Raw genomic sequence first — 14,916 nt, forward strand, 5'->3', positions numbered from 1 at the left:
TCGAAACCTGTAACAGGTTTGTCTGTCGTATCGGCTCGGCACCCCACTGCTGCGGCATCGACCTCGTGCGTCGCTCTCTACTGAGCCCGCGCAGGTATACCGAGCGGCGAAGCGAACACACGAACCGTAGAACAAAAATCAAACCTACGGATTGTTTTGGTCAATATATCCGGCAACCCATCTTGAATAGAGGTGGCCCAACTCACTTGTGACGCCATCTCACAAATGACGCAGTGGTTACGGGCAGATTCCAAACGCCATGCCGGAGGCCGTATTCGACCGAAATCCGCGCCTACTGTTCCGGCTTGTCCATCAACCCTCGTCGAAAGTCAGGCTCCATGACCACTTCTCGGTCCACTTTCCGCGCAACGCGGAAAGCCACCACGGTGCGCGCTGCGATGATCGCGGCAATGGCGTGCTCGCTTGCCCTCGGTACCGGTGTTGCAGCACATGCGCAGCCCACTACCGCTCCCGCTCCGCCCGCCACCGTGCAGGGCGACGACGTCATCCCGCCCGCACCGACCGAGGCGTCTCCCAAGGCCTCCGACCAGGGCATCGTTCCCCCGAGTCTTGATTCTGCTCTCCCCGCGACCAGCACCTACGATCCGAAGACCGAGACGAAGGGAACCGGCCCGGTATTCACCAACTTCATCGCCGGCTTCCTGTACAGCGTCGTCAACCCGGACATCGCGCCGCAGGGTGCCAACGACTGGAACTGCAAGCCATCTGCAGCGCATCCACGACCGGTTGTCCTGCTGCACGGCACCTGGGAGAACGCATTCAACAACTTCGCTCGGATGTCACCTGCGCTGAAGAAGGAAGGCTACTGTGTCTTCGCGCTGAACTACGGTGACACGGACGCCAGCATCGCCGGTCACCTCAAGTCGCTGCGCGGCACCGACTCCGTCGCCTCGAGCGCCAAGGAAATCGCTACCTACATCGACGCTGTACGCACCGCCACCGGCTCCGCGCAGGTCGACATCGTCGGTCACTCCCAGGGTGGTCTCGTCACCCGCCAGTACCTCCGCTTCGAAGGTGGCGCGAACCCGGCCGATCCCACCAAGAACAAGGTGAACACCGTTGTCAGCGTCGCCGGCTCGAACCACGGCACCACGCTGGTCGGAATCGGCACGCTCGGTCGCACCATCAACAACATCGGCCTGAACGTGCTCGGCGTCGTGGGTGCAATTGCCGGTCCCGCGGCCTCCGACCAGGTCATCGACTCCCCACTGGTCAAGGCACTGGCCGTGGGCGGTGACACCGACCCCGGAATCAAGTACACCGTGATCGGCACCAAGTACGACGAGGTGGTCACCCCCTACAAGACGACGTTCCTCACCGCAGGCCCCGGCGCCACGGTCAACAACGTCACCCTGCAGGACGGCTGCGGAATCGACCTGTCCGACCACCTGTCGATCTCGGTCTCGCAGCGCGCGATCGGAATCGTGAAGAACGCACTGGATCCGAAGGGCTTCCCCACGAAGTCGATCCCGTGTGCGTACAACTCCCCCATCACCGGCGGATAGTCACCCGCTCGGCACTACGTCGATGAGGACGATCGACCGTACGGTCGGTCGTCCTCATTGCGCTGCAGGGCTCCACCCCAGGGCCGGACCCAGCTCGAGCGCCATGTCGGTGAGGATCTGCACGTAGTCCTCGTGGTCGAAGCTGAACGGCAATGCGAACGCCACCTCGTCCACCGCGCAGAACGACTTGTTGGCATACAACTGCTCGGCAATCCGATCCGAGGTACCGACGAGGTCGGGTGCGAACGTCATGCGCGCCGGGCCCTGCGGCTCGTGCGTACGTACCGATCGACCCCGCGCATACTCCTCGTACTTGGCGATCTGAGTGGCACTGGCGCTGTCGGTCGGAATCACGACCAGTCCCTGCGACACCCTCGCATTGGGCCCTGCCGGGTGGAACTGCCGGAACCTGTCGATGTGCGAGAGCTGAATCTCATCGAAATCGATCGACTCCTCGGCACGTACCACGCTGCTCACCAGGAGATTCATCTCGTTTTCACCGGCCCACTGCGCCGAGCGAAGGCTTGCGCCGCCGTACCACATGCGATGGCGCAAGCCGGGCGAATGCGGTTGCACACGATCGGAATACGATTCGATTCCTTCGGTTCCCGCCCACGTCGACGCCGGCTCACCGGCAACGAAACCGAGCAACCTCGATACGCGTCCGTACCCGAAATCCTCGTCGTTCGCGGTGTCCGGATACAGCGAGTCCTTGACGCGCTCGAACTGCATCGGTGGACCGACACTGACGCCGGGATTGATCCGTCCACCCGAGAGCACATCGACCGTCGCGAGATCCTCGGCCAAGCGCAGTGGGTTCTCCCAACCCAGCGGGGTGACCGCCGTGCCGAGCGCTATCCGATGGGTCCGCTGCGACGCCGCAGCCATCACCGCAACCGGCGACGAAATTCCGTACTGCAAATGTCGGTGTCGAAGCCACGCGCTGTCGAAGCCAAGCCGTTCGCCGAGTTCGATGATGCTCAACGTCGATTCGTGCCCTCGCGCGGGATCGGCTTCGTCGAACAACCCGATCGTGAGGAAGCCGAGCGAACGCAGCGGCTGAGAAGGCTGGGGCACTGGCTTACTCCTCGGTGCGAATGTTCGACCAGCCTAAGCGACGTGACCGGAGGTGCGCCGAATCCCGGAGTTGCCGAACTCGATGAGACCGCGGGCCGCGAACGCATCGAGCCAACCGACCATCGGCCACCGACCCCACCGATCGAAAAATCGGCGCGCGTTGGCAACGATGTCGTCGAGATGCTCCACCGGTGGATCGGAGACCGGATGCCACTGGTGATACGCATGCGCTCCACCCACCCACCGCAACCCGATGCCCGACGCCACCGCCGTGGCAGCAAAATCGGTGTCCTCGCCGCCGTAGCCGGTGTAGTCCTCGCAGAAACCACCCAGTTCGGTCCAGGTCTGCGTGGTGACGGCGAAGGACAGTGACCAGAAGAGATCGAAGTTGTCCCCGTGCTCGACGGTTCCGACCGGCGGATTCGGGCGGGCCGGATGCGGCGCAGTCAGTGCCGCCAACGCCGGACCCTCGGTACCGACGTCGCGTTCCTTCAGATAGGTCACCGGACCGCACAGCAGGGATCGCTCGTTGCCGGGAGTTGTTGCCGCACAACGGTATCGCTCCAGCAAGTCCGGCCCCGGGATGCAGTCGACGTCGAGGAACACCAACAACTCCGCGCCGCGCTCGACTGCAGCCGCCGCGCCGAGATTACGAGCACGTGCGAGCGGCAGCGCCGCGTCGGCGGGCATCTCGATACACCTGGCGGCGGAACCGGTCCGGGTCAGCACGTCGGCAATTGCGTCGTCGCCCATGGACACGACGATGTGGTCGACCGGTCCCACTGTGGTCCGCCGCAGACCGCGCACCTGAGCGCCCAGGTGCTCGTGTCGACCGGCCACCACGGTGACGACCGCGATGTTCACTGCCGACTCCGTCGAGCTACGGATTGTTCGATGGCCCGGGCGGCTCGCGCGGGCGCACCGTCGGTGTGCAGTGCCGACCACCGGGCACCCCCGAGATCGAGCGCGCGATCCGCCGTGCCATGCCACCGGGCTACGGACGGCCACGTATCGAGCACCTCGGCGATCGACCCGTCGGCCAGGGCCCGGGCGGTGGCCGACTGTTCGCCGAAAGGCCGGGCCTGTGGGACGACGATGGCCGGCGCGCCCGAGGCGGCGACGTCCGCGACGGCGTTCTGACCGGCGTGCGTGACGACAAGAGCAGCCGAACACAGCACCGGCCAGACATCGTCGATCCATTCGCCGCCGGCGACGCCAAGGGTGCGAAACTCGAAGCGGGCATCTACCGCGGACCACGAGTCCACCAGATCGCGGGTGAGCGACGTACCGCCTGCCGCACCCAGCACCACCACCGTCGGAACAGCAGAAGGCGAGGTTCGCTCACGTCCGGCGAATCGGCTGATCGAGCCCGAGAACGTCGTCTTGTCCGCGAAGGGCAACAGCCAGATCGGGTCGTAGACCTCGCGTGACCATGGCGCGACGATGTGTGTCGCGGCCCGGTAGGCCAGACCGTGGATCGGATCCGTGCGCTCCCCCGGAATCGCCATCACGATCACCCGAACTCCCATGAGACGCAGGAACGTCGCCACTTCCACCGACACGTCCACCACTACCGCCGACGGCTTCTCACGCGCCACCCACTGCGCGATGATCGCCATCCGCTCGGTCAGCCCGTCCACGTCGTGCGGTGCCCAATGCAGCACTCCTCCCGCCGAACTGTCCTGCGCCACTGAATCTGTGGAGTCGTCCACATCGAGCGGCAGCGAGATCCATTCCGCCGCCGCGTGCGCGGGAGGTCGAGTTCTCGAGGACAAGACGGTCATCGGTTCCGACATCGAGCGTGCAATGGCGTCGGCGCGGGTGACGTGACCGACCCCGTGATGGTGCGCGTAGTAGCCGATCATGCGATCGCGAGCCGATCGTCGACCGAGTCCTCGACTGCACGGAGCGTCGAGCGGTACAGCGCCTCGTACTCGTCCACCATCCGATCCATCGAGCACACCGCTTCTGCGCGCGCCCTGACGTCGCTTCTCTTCAGGGCCGCTGCTCGTGGGATCGCAGCGGCGAGGCCCTGCACATCATCGGCCGGTACGAGAACGCCCGACGATGCATCGACGATCTCCGGAATGCCGCCACGCGCGAACGCGGCGACGGGAGTGCCGCAGGCCAGAGCCTCCGCCACCACGAGTCCGTACGGCTCGGACCACACCGGCGACACCAGCGCGACCTCGGCACCGGCCACCAAGGCCGCCAACGCCGGCTGATCGAGGTGACCGACGTAACGAATGTCGTCGTCGAGCAGCGGTTCGACGACGTCGTGAAAATAGTCGAGATTACTCAGTGGACCCGCGATGCGAAGTGAGCGTCCTGCCAACCTCGCGGCGGCGATGGCCAGGTGCAGTCCCTTCTCGGGAACGACCCTGCCGGACCACACCACGTAGTCACCACCGCTGCCGAAGGGCCACTCCTCCAACGAGATTCCATTACGAATGACGACGGTGCCGGTAGTGACATCGGCCCATTGCGAGGCCGCGAACTCACTGACCGCGGCGAAAGTATTCGCTCCGGCAGGGGCCAGCGCCACAGCCGACTCCAACCATGCGAACGGCGGTGTGTGCAGGGTCGTCACCATCGGCACCGACAACGTCGAAGACATGGCCAGCGGCAGGTAATGCAGACTGTGGTTGTGCACGATGTCGAAGGACTCGCACAACGTCCCGGCCAGTTCCATCATGACCGCGAGATACGCGTGGTGCTCGCGAATGGCGGTCGGCGTGATCGCGACGTCGGCAATCGATATCGGCGTCAGATCCAATGTTCGGACCGGCAGCAGCGTCGCGTCCAGATCGACGCTCGAGCCGTCCGCTGCGAACAAACTCACTCGGTGCCCGCGCTCGGTGAGTGCACGCACCAGGTTGTAGACGTGTGCCTCCAGACCGCCCGCGAAAGGCTGAGCCACCGGAAAACTCGATGACGCCAGCACCGCGATGCGAAGTGGGTTCTCGTTCAACGCATCTCCTTTGTCACTGCTGAATAGATTGCTGCATGGGTTTCTGCGATCGTTCGTCTCTGCTTCGCTCGGCAGTCGGGATCGAGTGCGGGCGTTCGATCGTCGTGTGCTGCCTGCACGGCCGCAACGAGGCCGACCGCGTCGAAAGAGTCGATTCCCATTCGGAAACTGTGCACCGGGGCCTGATCCGAATAGAAGCCGCAATCCGACGCGACCACGGTCGTCCCCAGATCGCGGCATGCTTCCAGCCAGCCCGAGTGGGTGCCGAATCTGTACGGCAACAACGACACGTCGATCTCGGTGAGATAGTCCCAGAGCTCGCCGTCGTCGAACCGCTGATGGACCCGCACATCGACGTCGGGAAACGTATTGTAATCCAACAGTTTTGCGCCGATAGTGGGGCTGTACCAGTGGCTCGAGCTCTCGAAGACATCCTGGTCGATGTCCAACCGAACCGTCGCATCCGGCAGCGATCTCGCTGCCTCGACCACCGCGTCCATCACCGTCAGCGGGTCCATGTTGGATCGGAGATTCTTGGCGTGAACACCGATGACGAACGAGTTCGACCGGAGTCGGGCGCGTTTCATTCGCTCGAGCGGCACCACGTGCGGATGCTCCACTACCGTCGCGCGTACCCCCCATCGATCGTGGATCCACGCGGCTGCGCCCTCGGTCAGGGTGATCACCGCATCGGCTCCTGGAACCAGAACGTCCAGTTGCCGAAGATGATCGGCGTTGTCGGCGACGTGGGGATTGTGCAGATCGTGAACGGTCAGAACGAACGCCTGCCGGTTGGCGCGTAGATGTTCGACGGTGCGAGCGAGCTCCTCGGGGCCGAACGTCTCGAACCCGAAATGTACGTGCAGAACGTCGAACTGGACGTCGGTCTGCTCGGCGAGCCACCGAGCGTCGAGAAGCCGCGGCGGCCACCACTGCCCTGGGACATCCACGCGGACGGGAGGAGGGTCAGGCAGCAACACGACGGGCTCCGAGGTTGACGCCGTACCGTCGCCGAGCACTGGCTGCAGATGCTGAACGTAGACGTGCGAGGACGGAACCGAGGCAACACGAATCATGACTTCCTTCGGGTACAGGCAGGGCAATCGTGCCTGGTCCCGACACGCGATACGAGTCCTGTACCCACTTTTGCCCGGGTTCAATCGGGGTTGGCGCAGCAGGTCGTGCGGGGTTACCTTGACGAGGAAATGGTCCACTACGAACGAGCACACGACGTCGGGGCAAGCATGGACGGGCGCACCCGCCACTACGGCGAATTCTACGAACTGGCCGAACGAGCACAGGGCAGTCACGCCCTGGAACAGGACGACCGGCCGCTCCTTCTGGTCTGGGGAAATTGTCAGGCCGAGGCACTGCGCATTCTCCTCGATTCCGATCCGGCCATGCCGCTGCGGACGGTGCGGATACCGCCCGTCCACGAGCTCGAGTCCTCGGACTTGCCCTACGTCGACCGGCTCGTGGGCCGAGCGTCGGTCCTTCTCACCCAACCGGTTCGAGCTGGCTATCGTTCGTTACCGCTCGGGGTACCCGATCTGACCGAGACCTTGCCACGCGGCGCCACCGTCGTGCGATGGCCGGTGCTCAGATATGCAGGGCTGCATCCCTTTCAGGTCATCGTTCGACATCCGAGCGATCCTGCCGCCGTTCCGAGCCTGGTTCCGTACCACGACCTGCGCACAATACTTGCCGCCGACAGCGGACTCGGCGAAAACGACGACTGGGACCGCTCTGTCTCCGGCGACGGTCTGCGGCACGCCGCCGAGGCGAGCCTCGGCGAATTACGTCGACGCGAGAGCCGAGATACCGACATTGCAGCATCCGACCTGTTCGCCGATGCCGGGCGCGCTGCCACCCACACGATCAATCATGCAACCAATGTGGTGCTGACTGCGCTGGCCCAGCGAGTACTCGACCAGCTCGGAACCGGCTGCACCGCCGCGGATCCGGGCCGCGAATTGCTCGGTGGTGTTCGGGCACCGGTCGAGCAACGAGTCCTCGACGCACTCGATCTCGACGGCGATTCACGGCCCGAGTGGTCGGTGGACGGCACGCCGCATTCACCGAGTTCGGTGCACCGCGCCCATCTGCGATGGTACGCAGCTCATCCAGAATTCGTCGATGCGGCACTGGAGCGGCATGCGGAACTGATTCGCATCCTGGGGCTCGTGCCGTGACGCAGGCTGTGCACCATCTCGTCGTGGGCCCTCCTGAGCATGGAGTGATTCGCTGCGCACGCGAACTCGCCTTTGCGACAGCCAGTCCGGTTATCTCGGACTTCGAAGATCTGCCCATCGACATTCCGATACACGTCCACTTCACCGACCGGCTGTTCGGCCGAACCGCCACCGAGGCCGCGGATGCCTTCGTCTCCATTGTGGAGCGGCACCGAGCCCCGGTGACCGTCACGCTGCACGACATCCCTCAGGCATCGGACGGAACCGCCTTCGAAGCGCGAACGACATGCTATCGGCGGGTGATGGGCTGTGTATCCGCAGTCGTCGTCTCGAGCATGCACGAACGACTACTGCTCGACGACATAGCGAACCGCCCCATCGATGTTCGCGTCGTTCCGCTCCCTATCCACAGTGCGACGCCGCGACCCGGACAGCGCGCTGCCATGCGCAACGTTGTCGGTGTACTGGGGTTCGTGTACCCGGGCAAAGGCCACGAAGAAGTACTGGAGGCCATGAGACCTCTCGACAATGCCGTCGACCTACTGTCGATCGGATCCGCATCGCCGGGCCACGAGACCATGATCGACGAACTCACCGGTGCTGCCGAAAAACTCGGCCGATCATTCGACTCCACCGGCTTCGTTCCCGACGCCGACCTCGACGAACTTCTTCGATCGATCTCAATACCCGTCGCCTTTCACCGGCACCTGTCGGCATCCGGTTCGATCAACTCCTGGATCGCGGCAGGCCGTCGACCGTTGGTCCCCCGTGGTCGGTACGTGGAGGAGATCGAGGCCAATTCTCCAGGCACACTGTGGATCCACGAGAACTCCGTCGACGGCCTCGCTGCGGCCATGACCGAAGCGCTCGATCATCCCGACAGGACCTGGCAACAACCCGGCGTCGTTCCCTACCCGACACTTCACCAGGCAGCGGCACTGTATTCCGCACTGTTTCGAGAACGGTGCGAGCGGACAATTCAGGAGCTGCCCGATGGACGCTGGGTGATACCGGGCAATCGGTGGGACCTGGTGCCACCTGTCGACCGGAACCCGTCGGTGTCGGTGGTGATCCCGTACTTCGAGCAACAACGCCAGTTGGAGTTGGTTCTGACCGCGCTGACCGTACAGTCGTATCCGGGCTCCCGCATTCAGGTGATCGTGGCCGACGACGGTTCCGCCATCGCGCCCGACGTGGATGCCTTTCGTTCCACGCTCGACGTCACCGTCGTACGACAGTCCGACCTGGGGTTTCGTGCAGCAGCTGCCCGCAATCTCGGCGCGTCGGCCGCCCACGGTGAGATCCTGTTTTTTCTCGACGCGGATACCGTTCCCGAGCCCGGGTACATCGCGGAATCGGCCCGGCTGCTCGCGGCCCTGCCCGACGCCCTCGCCGTCGGACGTCGACGCCATGCCGATATGGCGGGCTGGACCTCGAGCGATGTGGCGGAGTGGCTCGGCGGACGATCGGCCGGACCGCCTGAGTTGAAGGAACCGCGGTGGCTCCGAGACGGATACGCAGGCTCGCGCGACTTGCTCGACGCCGATCGACGCTCGTACCGGTACATCATCAGCGCGGTCATGTCCTGTACTCGGCAGCTCTTCACGGAGATCGGCGGGTTCGACGAGAGCATCGTCGGATACGGCGGAGAGGACTGGGATTTCGCGCACCGCGCCTACGACTCCGGAGCCGTCCTGGCACACCTTCCGCGCGCGGTCGCTTGGCACGACGGGCCGGAATGGGCCGAGCGGACGGGCGGAGACCGCGAACGAAAGAACCTCGAGGCGATGACGCTGGCGTCACGGATCACCGACCCGGCGGCGCGTACCCACGGTCTGATCTACGCCGTGCCCGAGATCGTCGTGGTCGTGAATTCCGCGGGGCACAGCTCGGCGTCTCTGCTTCGCACCGTCGGATCCGTTCTTCGCGGAAGCGATTGCGAGTTATGGCTTCAGGGTCCCGACGCAGCCGAGTTGCGACGGCCGTGGGGGGACGTCGATCCGCGGGTGAAGCACGGGCAGCCGAACGACACCGGCCGCAGCCACGCTGTTGTGCAGGTGCACGGCCCGGTGCTCTTCGGCAAGTACGCCCTGCGCCGAATGCTCGCCACCGGGGCCGATCGGATGATCGTGGACGTCGGGGGTACGGGAGTCGTCGAATTGAGCACATCTCGGGCCAATGCACGTGCGGCGCGGTGGGCAGCGGCTCTGGGGCGCACACCGGAGGACGTCGCCGACGATATGTTCGGCCGTATGCACCGCACCGGTGTCGAATTCGGGCTCTCGATCGGCGAGCAGCAGCCGAATCTGGCCTGGTGACGAGCAATACCGTGTCGAGCAAACGATTCAACGAAGGCCTGGGACGTATACGTGTCGAGGCTCGTCGGGACGAAGTGAAGAGCAAGGTCGGATGAAGATGAACAGAACGCTGTATTCGATGATCTGCATGATGGCAATCATCGCTTTTGTCGCATTGCTATGGGGCACAGTCGGTTACGTCTATGCAGATTCCCACCCGTTACGCCGCGCGGCGTTCGTCGGTGGCGGAGTGCTGGTCTCGGGATGGCTGATCGTGCTCGTTGCCGCAGGCGTCAAGATCTCTCGGTTGAAGGCCCGCAGACGAGAGAGCAACTCCGACAGCGATTGAGAACGTCGGCGACGGGTATTCGGTTCCGAAGTCTCGACGCGCACCGTCCTGCTCGGCGCTCGGCCGAGTTCCCAGCAACACCGAGCAAGGATCGTCGATGGTCAGTCAGCACAGTGTGTCCGGTCAGCGGAATTCCGCGAGTCACCCGGCGACTCGCGACGAATACCTGGCGACCTGGTCGACGCTGCACAACAGCATCGATCCGTCGTCGTCGGTGTTGGTCAAATGGTGGCTCCGGGTGGTCTACGCACTGAGTGCGCCGCTGGTTCGCGCATCCGTGTCCGCCCATGCCGTCACCTTCACCGCTGTTGTCGTGGCCGGCGCGGCAGTCGCTCTGTCTCGGCCCGGCACCTCGGCACCTCTGCTCGCGGCAGTGCTCATCGCTCTTTCGGGCCTGCTCGACAGCATCGACGGCGGCGTCGCGATGATCGGCAGATCCCAGTCACAATGGGGTTATCTCCTGGATACGGTGGCAGATCGCTGCAGCGATCTGCTGTTGCTCGCGAGCGGCTTCGCGTTGGGAGCCCCGATGCCTCTGGTCGTCGCGGTCGGGGTGACGACTCTCCTGCACGAGATGGCGCGAGCCCGGGCCGTCGGTGCCGGCATACCCGACGTCGGATTTCTGACGGTATGGGAGCGCCCTTCCCGAGTTATCGCTGCTGCAGTCACTGCCACCGTTGCCGGTGCCGCTCCGGCGAGTGCCGGTTCATCGGCGACCATCGGTATTTCCGTGACGTGCACACTGGCCGTTGTCGGCTTCACTCAGTTGATGTTCGGGCTGCATCGTCGGGCCGATCGAACTCCGCGGTGACCAGCCAACCTGCGAGCGCCAAGATGTGGAACACGAACATCCACAGCATGATTGCCACGCCCCCGCCGATCGCGGTGAGACCGCCGAACGGCGCGCCGAGATCCACCGGAATGGCCAGAAACAGAATGAAGCCGTGTACGAACCCGGTGACGATGGACGAGGTGACCAGCGATCCGACGATCAACGCTCGCCAACCCACCGCCCGTGGAGCAATCACTCGGTAGGTCCACGCGAGAGGAACCGACAGAATCAGCCATAGACAGTTGAACCCGAGGAACACGCGCAACGTCATCGCACCGATCCCGCCGTCGCCAGTTGTCGCCCCCAGTAGCCGCGCAACACACAACACGCCGGCCAGCAGGACCGGGGCGGCCGCGAAGAACGGGACCATCGCCAGTCGGCCACGCCATCCGGTGAACGACTCGCGGGTCGGCGAGAACCGCACGATCGCTCTGCGCAGCCCCTCTCCGTAGAAGGTGGCCGGAAAGATCGATATCAGAACCCCGATCGGGCTCAGCTCGATCCCGGCGGTAGCCAGCCCGTCCACTGCGGCGCGCGCATCCAGCGCGTCGGGCAGCAGCGCCGCCACCGCATCGAACCCGGACCTGACCCACTCCGCCGATACCAGTAGAGCAGTCGCGCGAATGGTGAGTAGCAGCAACGGAACGACAGCGATGACGGCGTAGAACGTGAGTCCACCTGCGATCAGCGTGGTGTCCTCGCGAGCGAACCCCGCTTTGATGGCACCCAGGCTTCGACTCGCTCGCCTACGAATTGTTGTCACGGCTGGAAATGTGTCACAGAATGCCGGTGCAACGTCATTCGAGGGTGACATCCACTCCGTCGATGGCCTTGAGGAACGGGCAGATCGATGTCGCCTGAGCCAACACCGCTTCCGGATCGTCCGTGCCGGGCAGGGATACCGAGAGCGCGAACTTCGCGTCGTATCCGGATGCGTCGGAGTCGGTGAGAACCACTGTGCCCGTAACCGCCAGTTCGTCGACGCTGCCGCCGACTGTTCCCAGAGCGATGCGCAGCGATTCGACCAGGCAGCTCGACAACGCTGCGGCCATGAGCTGCTCAGGATTGGTTGCTTCGCCGGGGCCACCGAGTTGTTTGGGCTCTCGCACACCGAGTGACAGGACGCCGTCGTCGGACGTGACGCCGGTCGCGCTGGCGGAAACGGTTGCGGTGTATAGCTCGGTGTTCATCCACGAAGAATGTCCACTCCATCTGCGATCGAAACCGGGGCATGTCGCGAACGACCCGTCCGTCCCACCGGCACGTGTCGCTCTTCACACATCCGCGACTCCTGTTTGACCGAACCTACTCACGGGTAATGACCCAGACAGGGCCGGGCATCTCGCTGTCACGCACAGGCATCGGCCGCACGATATCGACCATCAACCGAAAGGGGAGCACCATGAGCACATCCACTTTGATCGCCCAGTTGCGCGTCGCGCTGCAGCTGACGAACACGGAAATCCAGATCGCGGAAACTCGCGTCGTTCAGGCGCGCACCGAGGCGGTTCGTCGAGAACTTGCACAGAACGCCGCGAACGGTCGCGATCGCGCCGCAGCCATCGAAGAGGCCCTCCGCGGTCTCGGCGGCCTACCCGATCTCGTATCGCCGTTCCTGGGACGCACACTCGCTGCTGTCAAGGCCGTCGCCGAGCAGGCTCAGCCGTTCGACGAGGCCCTGCTGGGCGATCTCGCCCTCGAGCAGCAGCTGCTCGGCCGCGCCAAGTACATCAAGGCGCTGGCAACCGCTGCGCACGAGCCGTCCGTGGTTGCTCTGGCGACTCGACTGGCCACTGCCCACACGGCCACAGTCGAGTGGATCGAAACGGTCCTCGCAGAAGACGCACTGGGCGGACCCGCGGCACTGCGTCGCACTCCGTTCCAGGCCGCCGCAGGTACCGCGGTCAAGATCGTCAACGCGCCGGCAACGTGGTCGGCACGAGGCATCGACCGCGCGCTGGATGCAGCTCGCGCCACCCCGGACCGCCTCAGCGCACTGCTCGGCCGCGGCGCACATGCCGGTGACGTCGCAGTCAAGACACTGACCGCGAGCCGCGATGCAGCACTCGAAGCTGCCGAGGACGTCACCCGCAGCGAAGGAGTCGACGCCGTCGCCGACGCGATCCACACTGCCCGTACGGCCAGCGGGACCCTCGATGCCGATGAGCTACCGATCGCAGATTACGACGATCTCAACGTCTCGGACGCGGTCGCCGCGATCAAGGACCTCACCGACCCGACCGACGTTCGCACCGTCGTGACGTACGAGGAGGCACACAAGAACCGCCACGGTGTCGTGTCCGCAGGACAGACGCGCGTGGCAGCAATCGCTAAGGACGTCATCTCCGTCGACTGATGTAGATCGATTCACCCTTTTGCGAATACCGATGCGGCCCGTGAGTTTCCGGGCCGCATCGCTGTATTCGAAGACCTATGGCTTCAGCAGAACCTTGATGGCACCGTCCTGCTTCTTCTGGAAGATGTCGTACGCGTGCGGAGCCTCGTCGAGAGGTAGTTCGTGTGTGGCGAACGAATCGACGCCGAGAGGGTCGTCGTCACCGAGCAACGGCATGATGTCGTCGACCCACTTCTTGATGTTCGCCTGCCCCATGCGAAGCTGAATCTGCTTGTCGAACATGGTCATCAGCGGTAGCGGATCGGCCATGCCGCCGTACACGCCGATGATCGAGATGGTTCCTCCGCGGCGAACGATGTCGATGGCCGAGTACAGCGCACCGAGGCGATCCACACCGGCTTTCTGCATCATCGGAGCCGCAACGGCGTCCGGGAGCATCCCGACTATCTGCTGCGCCATCTTGCCGACCGGTGATCCGTGAGCTTCCATGCCCACTGCATCGATGACGGAGTCGGTTCCCCTGCCGTCGGTCATGTCCCGAATAACGTCGCCGACGCCACCGCTGTGTTCGGCGAGGTTCACCGTTTCGATCCCCCGCGCAGCTGCCCGGGCAAGCCGTTCGGGAACGAGGTCGACCGCGATCACTCGGGCACCCTTGTGCTGCGCGATGCGAGCGGCCATGTCACCGATGGGCCCGAGACCGAGCACGGTCACCGATCCGCCTTGGGGAATCGCTGCGTATTCCACGGACTGCCACGCGGTAGGCAATACGTCCGACAAGTACACGAATCGCGAGTCCGGCGGCCCCTCGGGGACCTTGATGTGCGTGAACTGCGCCTGCGGGACACGGAGGTACTCGGCCTGTCCGCCGGGCACCTGTCCGTAGAGCTTGGAAAAGCCGAACAGTGCTGCACCCATTCCCTGTTCGCGAACCTGTGTGGTCTCGCACTGGGTGTACAGACTCGAATTGCACATGTAGCAATGCCCACACGAGATCTGGAACGGGATGACCACACGGTCTCCGACGGCCAGATCACCGGCGTCCGAACCGACTTCCTCGACGATGCCCATGGGCTCGTGACCCAAAATGTCGCCCTCGTCCATGAAGGCTCCGAGAGTTTCGTACAGATGCAGATCGGAGCCGCAGATGTTGGTGGTCGTGATCTTGACGATCGCGTCCGTCGGCTGCTCTATCCGCGGATCTGGAACGGTGTCCACGCTGACTTTTCTCTTGCCCTGCCACGTGACTGCGCGCATGAGGTCCTTCCGGTGGAATCGACACCGGAGTTCGATGTCGTGCAGAACGCATTGCCTGT

Annotated in this window: 14 protein-coding genes; 6 read left to right on the forward strand and 8 right to left on the reverse strand. The window is 64.3% G+C overall.

Features of this window, described 5'->3' with window-relative positions:
* Positions 1–338: 338 nt before the first annotated feature.
* Positions 339–1,526, forward strand: coding sequence for an esterase/lipase family protein (locus ASG84_RS04235; RefSeq protein WP_057475753.1), 1,188 nt, complete (start codon positions 339–341; stop codon positions 1,524–1,526).
* 54 nt (positions 1,527–1,580) lie between these two features.
* Here ASG84_RS04235 and ASG84_RS04240 read toward each other — a convergent pair whose 3' ends face one another.
* Genes ASG84_RS04240 through ASG84_RS04260 form a run of 5 tightly spaced genes read right to left on the reverse strand, consistent with a single transcriptional unit; the run spans position 1,581 to position 6,650 of the window.
* On the reverse strand, positions 1,581–2,603 hold the full coding sequence (locus tag ASG84_RS04240) for an LLM class flavin-dependent oxidoreductase (protein WP_057475754.1): 1,023 nt from the start codon (positions 2,601–2,603) through the stop codon (positions 1,581–1,583).
* A gap of 33 nt (positions 2,604–2,636) precedes the next feature.
* Positions 2,637–3,467 (reverse strand): glycosyltransferase family 2 protein, encoded by an 831-nt coding sequence (locus ASG84_RS04245; RefSeq protein WP_057475755.1) that lies wholly within the window; start codon positions 3,465–3,467, stop codon positions 2,637–2,639.
* A complete protein-coding gene (locus ASG84_RS04250) occupies positions 3,464–4,468 on the reverse strand; it encodes a glycosyltransferase (protein WP_057475756.1) in 1,005 nt (334 codons plus the stop codon). The genes ASG84_RS04245 and ASG84_RS04250 overlap by 4 nt, the downstream gene beginning before the upstream one ends.
* The gene (locus tag ASG84_RS04255) at positions 4,465–5,574 is read right to left on the reverse strand and encodes a glycosyltransferase (RefSeq protein WP_057475757.1); all 1,110 of its coding nucleotides are present in this window, start codon (positions 5,572–5,574) and stop codon (positions 4,465–4,467) included. Before ASG84_RS04255 ends, ASG84_RS04250 begins: the two co-directional genes overlap by 4 nt.
* Positions 5,571–6,650, reverse strand: coding sequence for a glycosyltransferase (locus tag ASG84_RS04260; protein WP_057475758.1), 1,080 nt, complete (start codon positions 6,648–6,650; stop codon positions 5,571–5,573). Before ASG84_RS04260 ends, ASG84_RS04255 begins: the two co-directional genes overlap by 4 nt.
* 105 nt (positions 6,651–6,755) lie before the next feature.
* Here ASG84_RS04260 and ASG84_RS04265 point away from each other — a divergent pair, with 105 nt between their 5' ends.
* The 4 genes from ASG84_RS04265 to ASG84_RS04280 all read left to right on the forward strand — a co-directional run bounded on the left by ASG84_RS04265 (position 6,756) and on the right by ASG84_RS04280 (position 11,223).
* On the forward strand, positions 6,756–7,766 hold the full coding sequence (locus tag ASG84_RS04265) for a WcbI family polysaccharide biosynthesis putative acetyltransferase (protein ID WP_235581523.1): 1,011 nt from the start codon (positions 6,756–6,758) through the stop codon (positions 7,764–7,766).
* Positions 7,767–7,789: 23 nt separating this feature from the next.
* Positions 7,790–10,084 carry a glycosyltransferase gene (locus ASG84_RS28055; RefSeq protein WP_235581524.1) on the forward strand — a complete coding sequence of 765 codons (2,295 nt, stop codon included), beginning with the start codon at positions 7,790–7,792 and terminating at the stop codon, positions 10,082–10,084.
* A gap of 97 nt (positions 10,085–10,181) precedes the next feature.
* A complete protein-coding gene (locus ASG84_RS04275; RefSeq protein ID WP_156399375.1) occupies positions 10,182–10,412 on the forward strand; it encodes a hypothetical protein in 231 nt (76 codons plus the stop codon).
* 97 nt (positions 10,413–10,509) lie between these two features.
* Positions 10,510–11,223, forward strand: coding sequence for a CDP-alcohol phosphatidyltransferase family protein (locus ASG84_RS04280; protein ID WP_057475759.1), 714 nt, complete (start codon positions 10,510–10,512; stop codon positions 11,221–11,223).
* Here the strand turns inward: ASG84_RS04280 and ASG84_RS04285 are convergent.
* Both ASG84_RS04285 and ASG84_RS04290 read right to left on the reverse strand, forming a co-directional pair.
* On the reverse strand, positions 11,171–12,007 hold the full coding sequence (locus ASG84_RS04285; protein WP_162248311.1) for a YihY/virulence factor BrkB family protein: 837 nt from the start codon (positions 12,005–12,007) through the stop codon (positions 11,171–11,173). The genes ASG84_RS04280 and ASG84_RS04285 overlap by 53 nt on opposite strands.
* A 34-nt stretch (positions 12,008–12,041) precedes the next feature.
* A complete protein-coding gene (locus ASG84_RS04290; RefSeq protein ID WP_057475761.1) occupies positions 12,042–12,434 on the reverse strand; it encodes an OsmC family protein in 393 nt (130 codons plus the stop codon).
* Between the two features lie 212 nt (positions 12,435–12,646).
* On the opposite strand from ASG84_RS04290, the gene ASG84_RS04295 reads away from it, so the two are divergent.
* The gene (locus ASG84_RS04295; RefSeq protein WP_057475814.1) at positions 12,647–13,600 is read left to right on the forward strand and encodes a hypothetical protein; all 954 of its coding nucleotides are present in this window, start codon (positions 12,647–12,649) and stop codon (positions 13,598–13,600) included.
* A gap of 75 nt (positions 13,601–13,675) precedes the next feature.
* On the opposite strand, the gene ASG84_RS04300 is transcribed toward ASG84_RS04295, so the two are convergent.
* Positions 13,676–14,857, reverse strand: coding sequence for a zinc-dependent alcohol dehydrogenase (locus ASG84_RS04300; RefSeq protein ID WP_057475762.1), 1,182 nt, complete (start codon positions 14,855–14,857; stop codon positions 13,676–13,678).
* Between the last annotated feature and the right edge of the window lie 59 nt (positions 14,858–14,916).

Source organism: Rhodococcus sp. Leaf278, from assembly GCF_001426085.1.
In the GTDB taxonomy this organism is placed as follows: Bacteria; Actinomycetota; Actinomycetes; order Mycobacteriales; family Mycobacteriaceae; genus Rhodococcoides.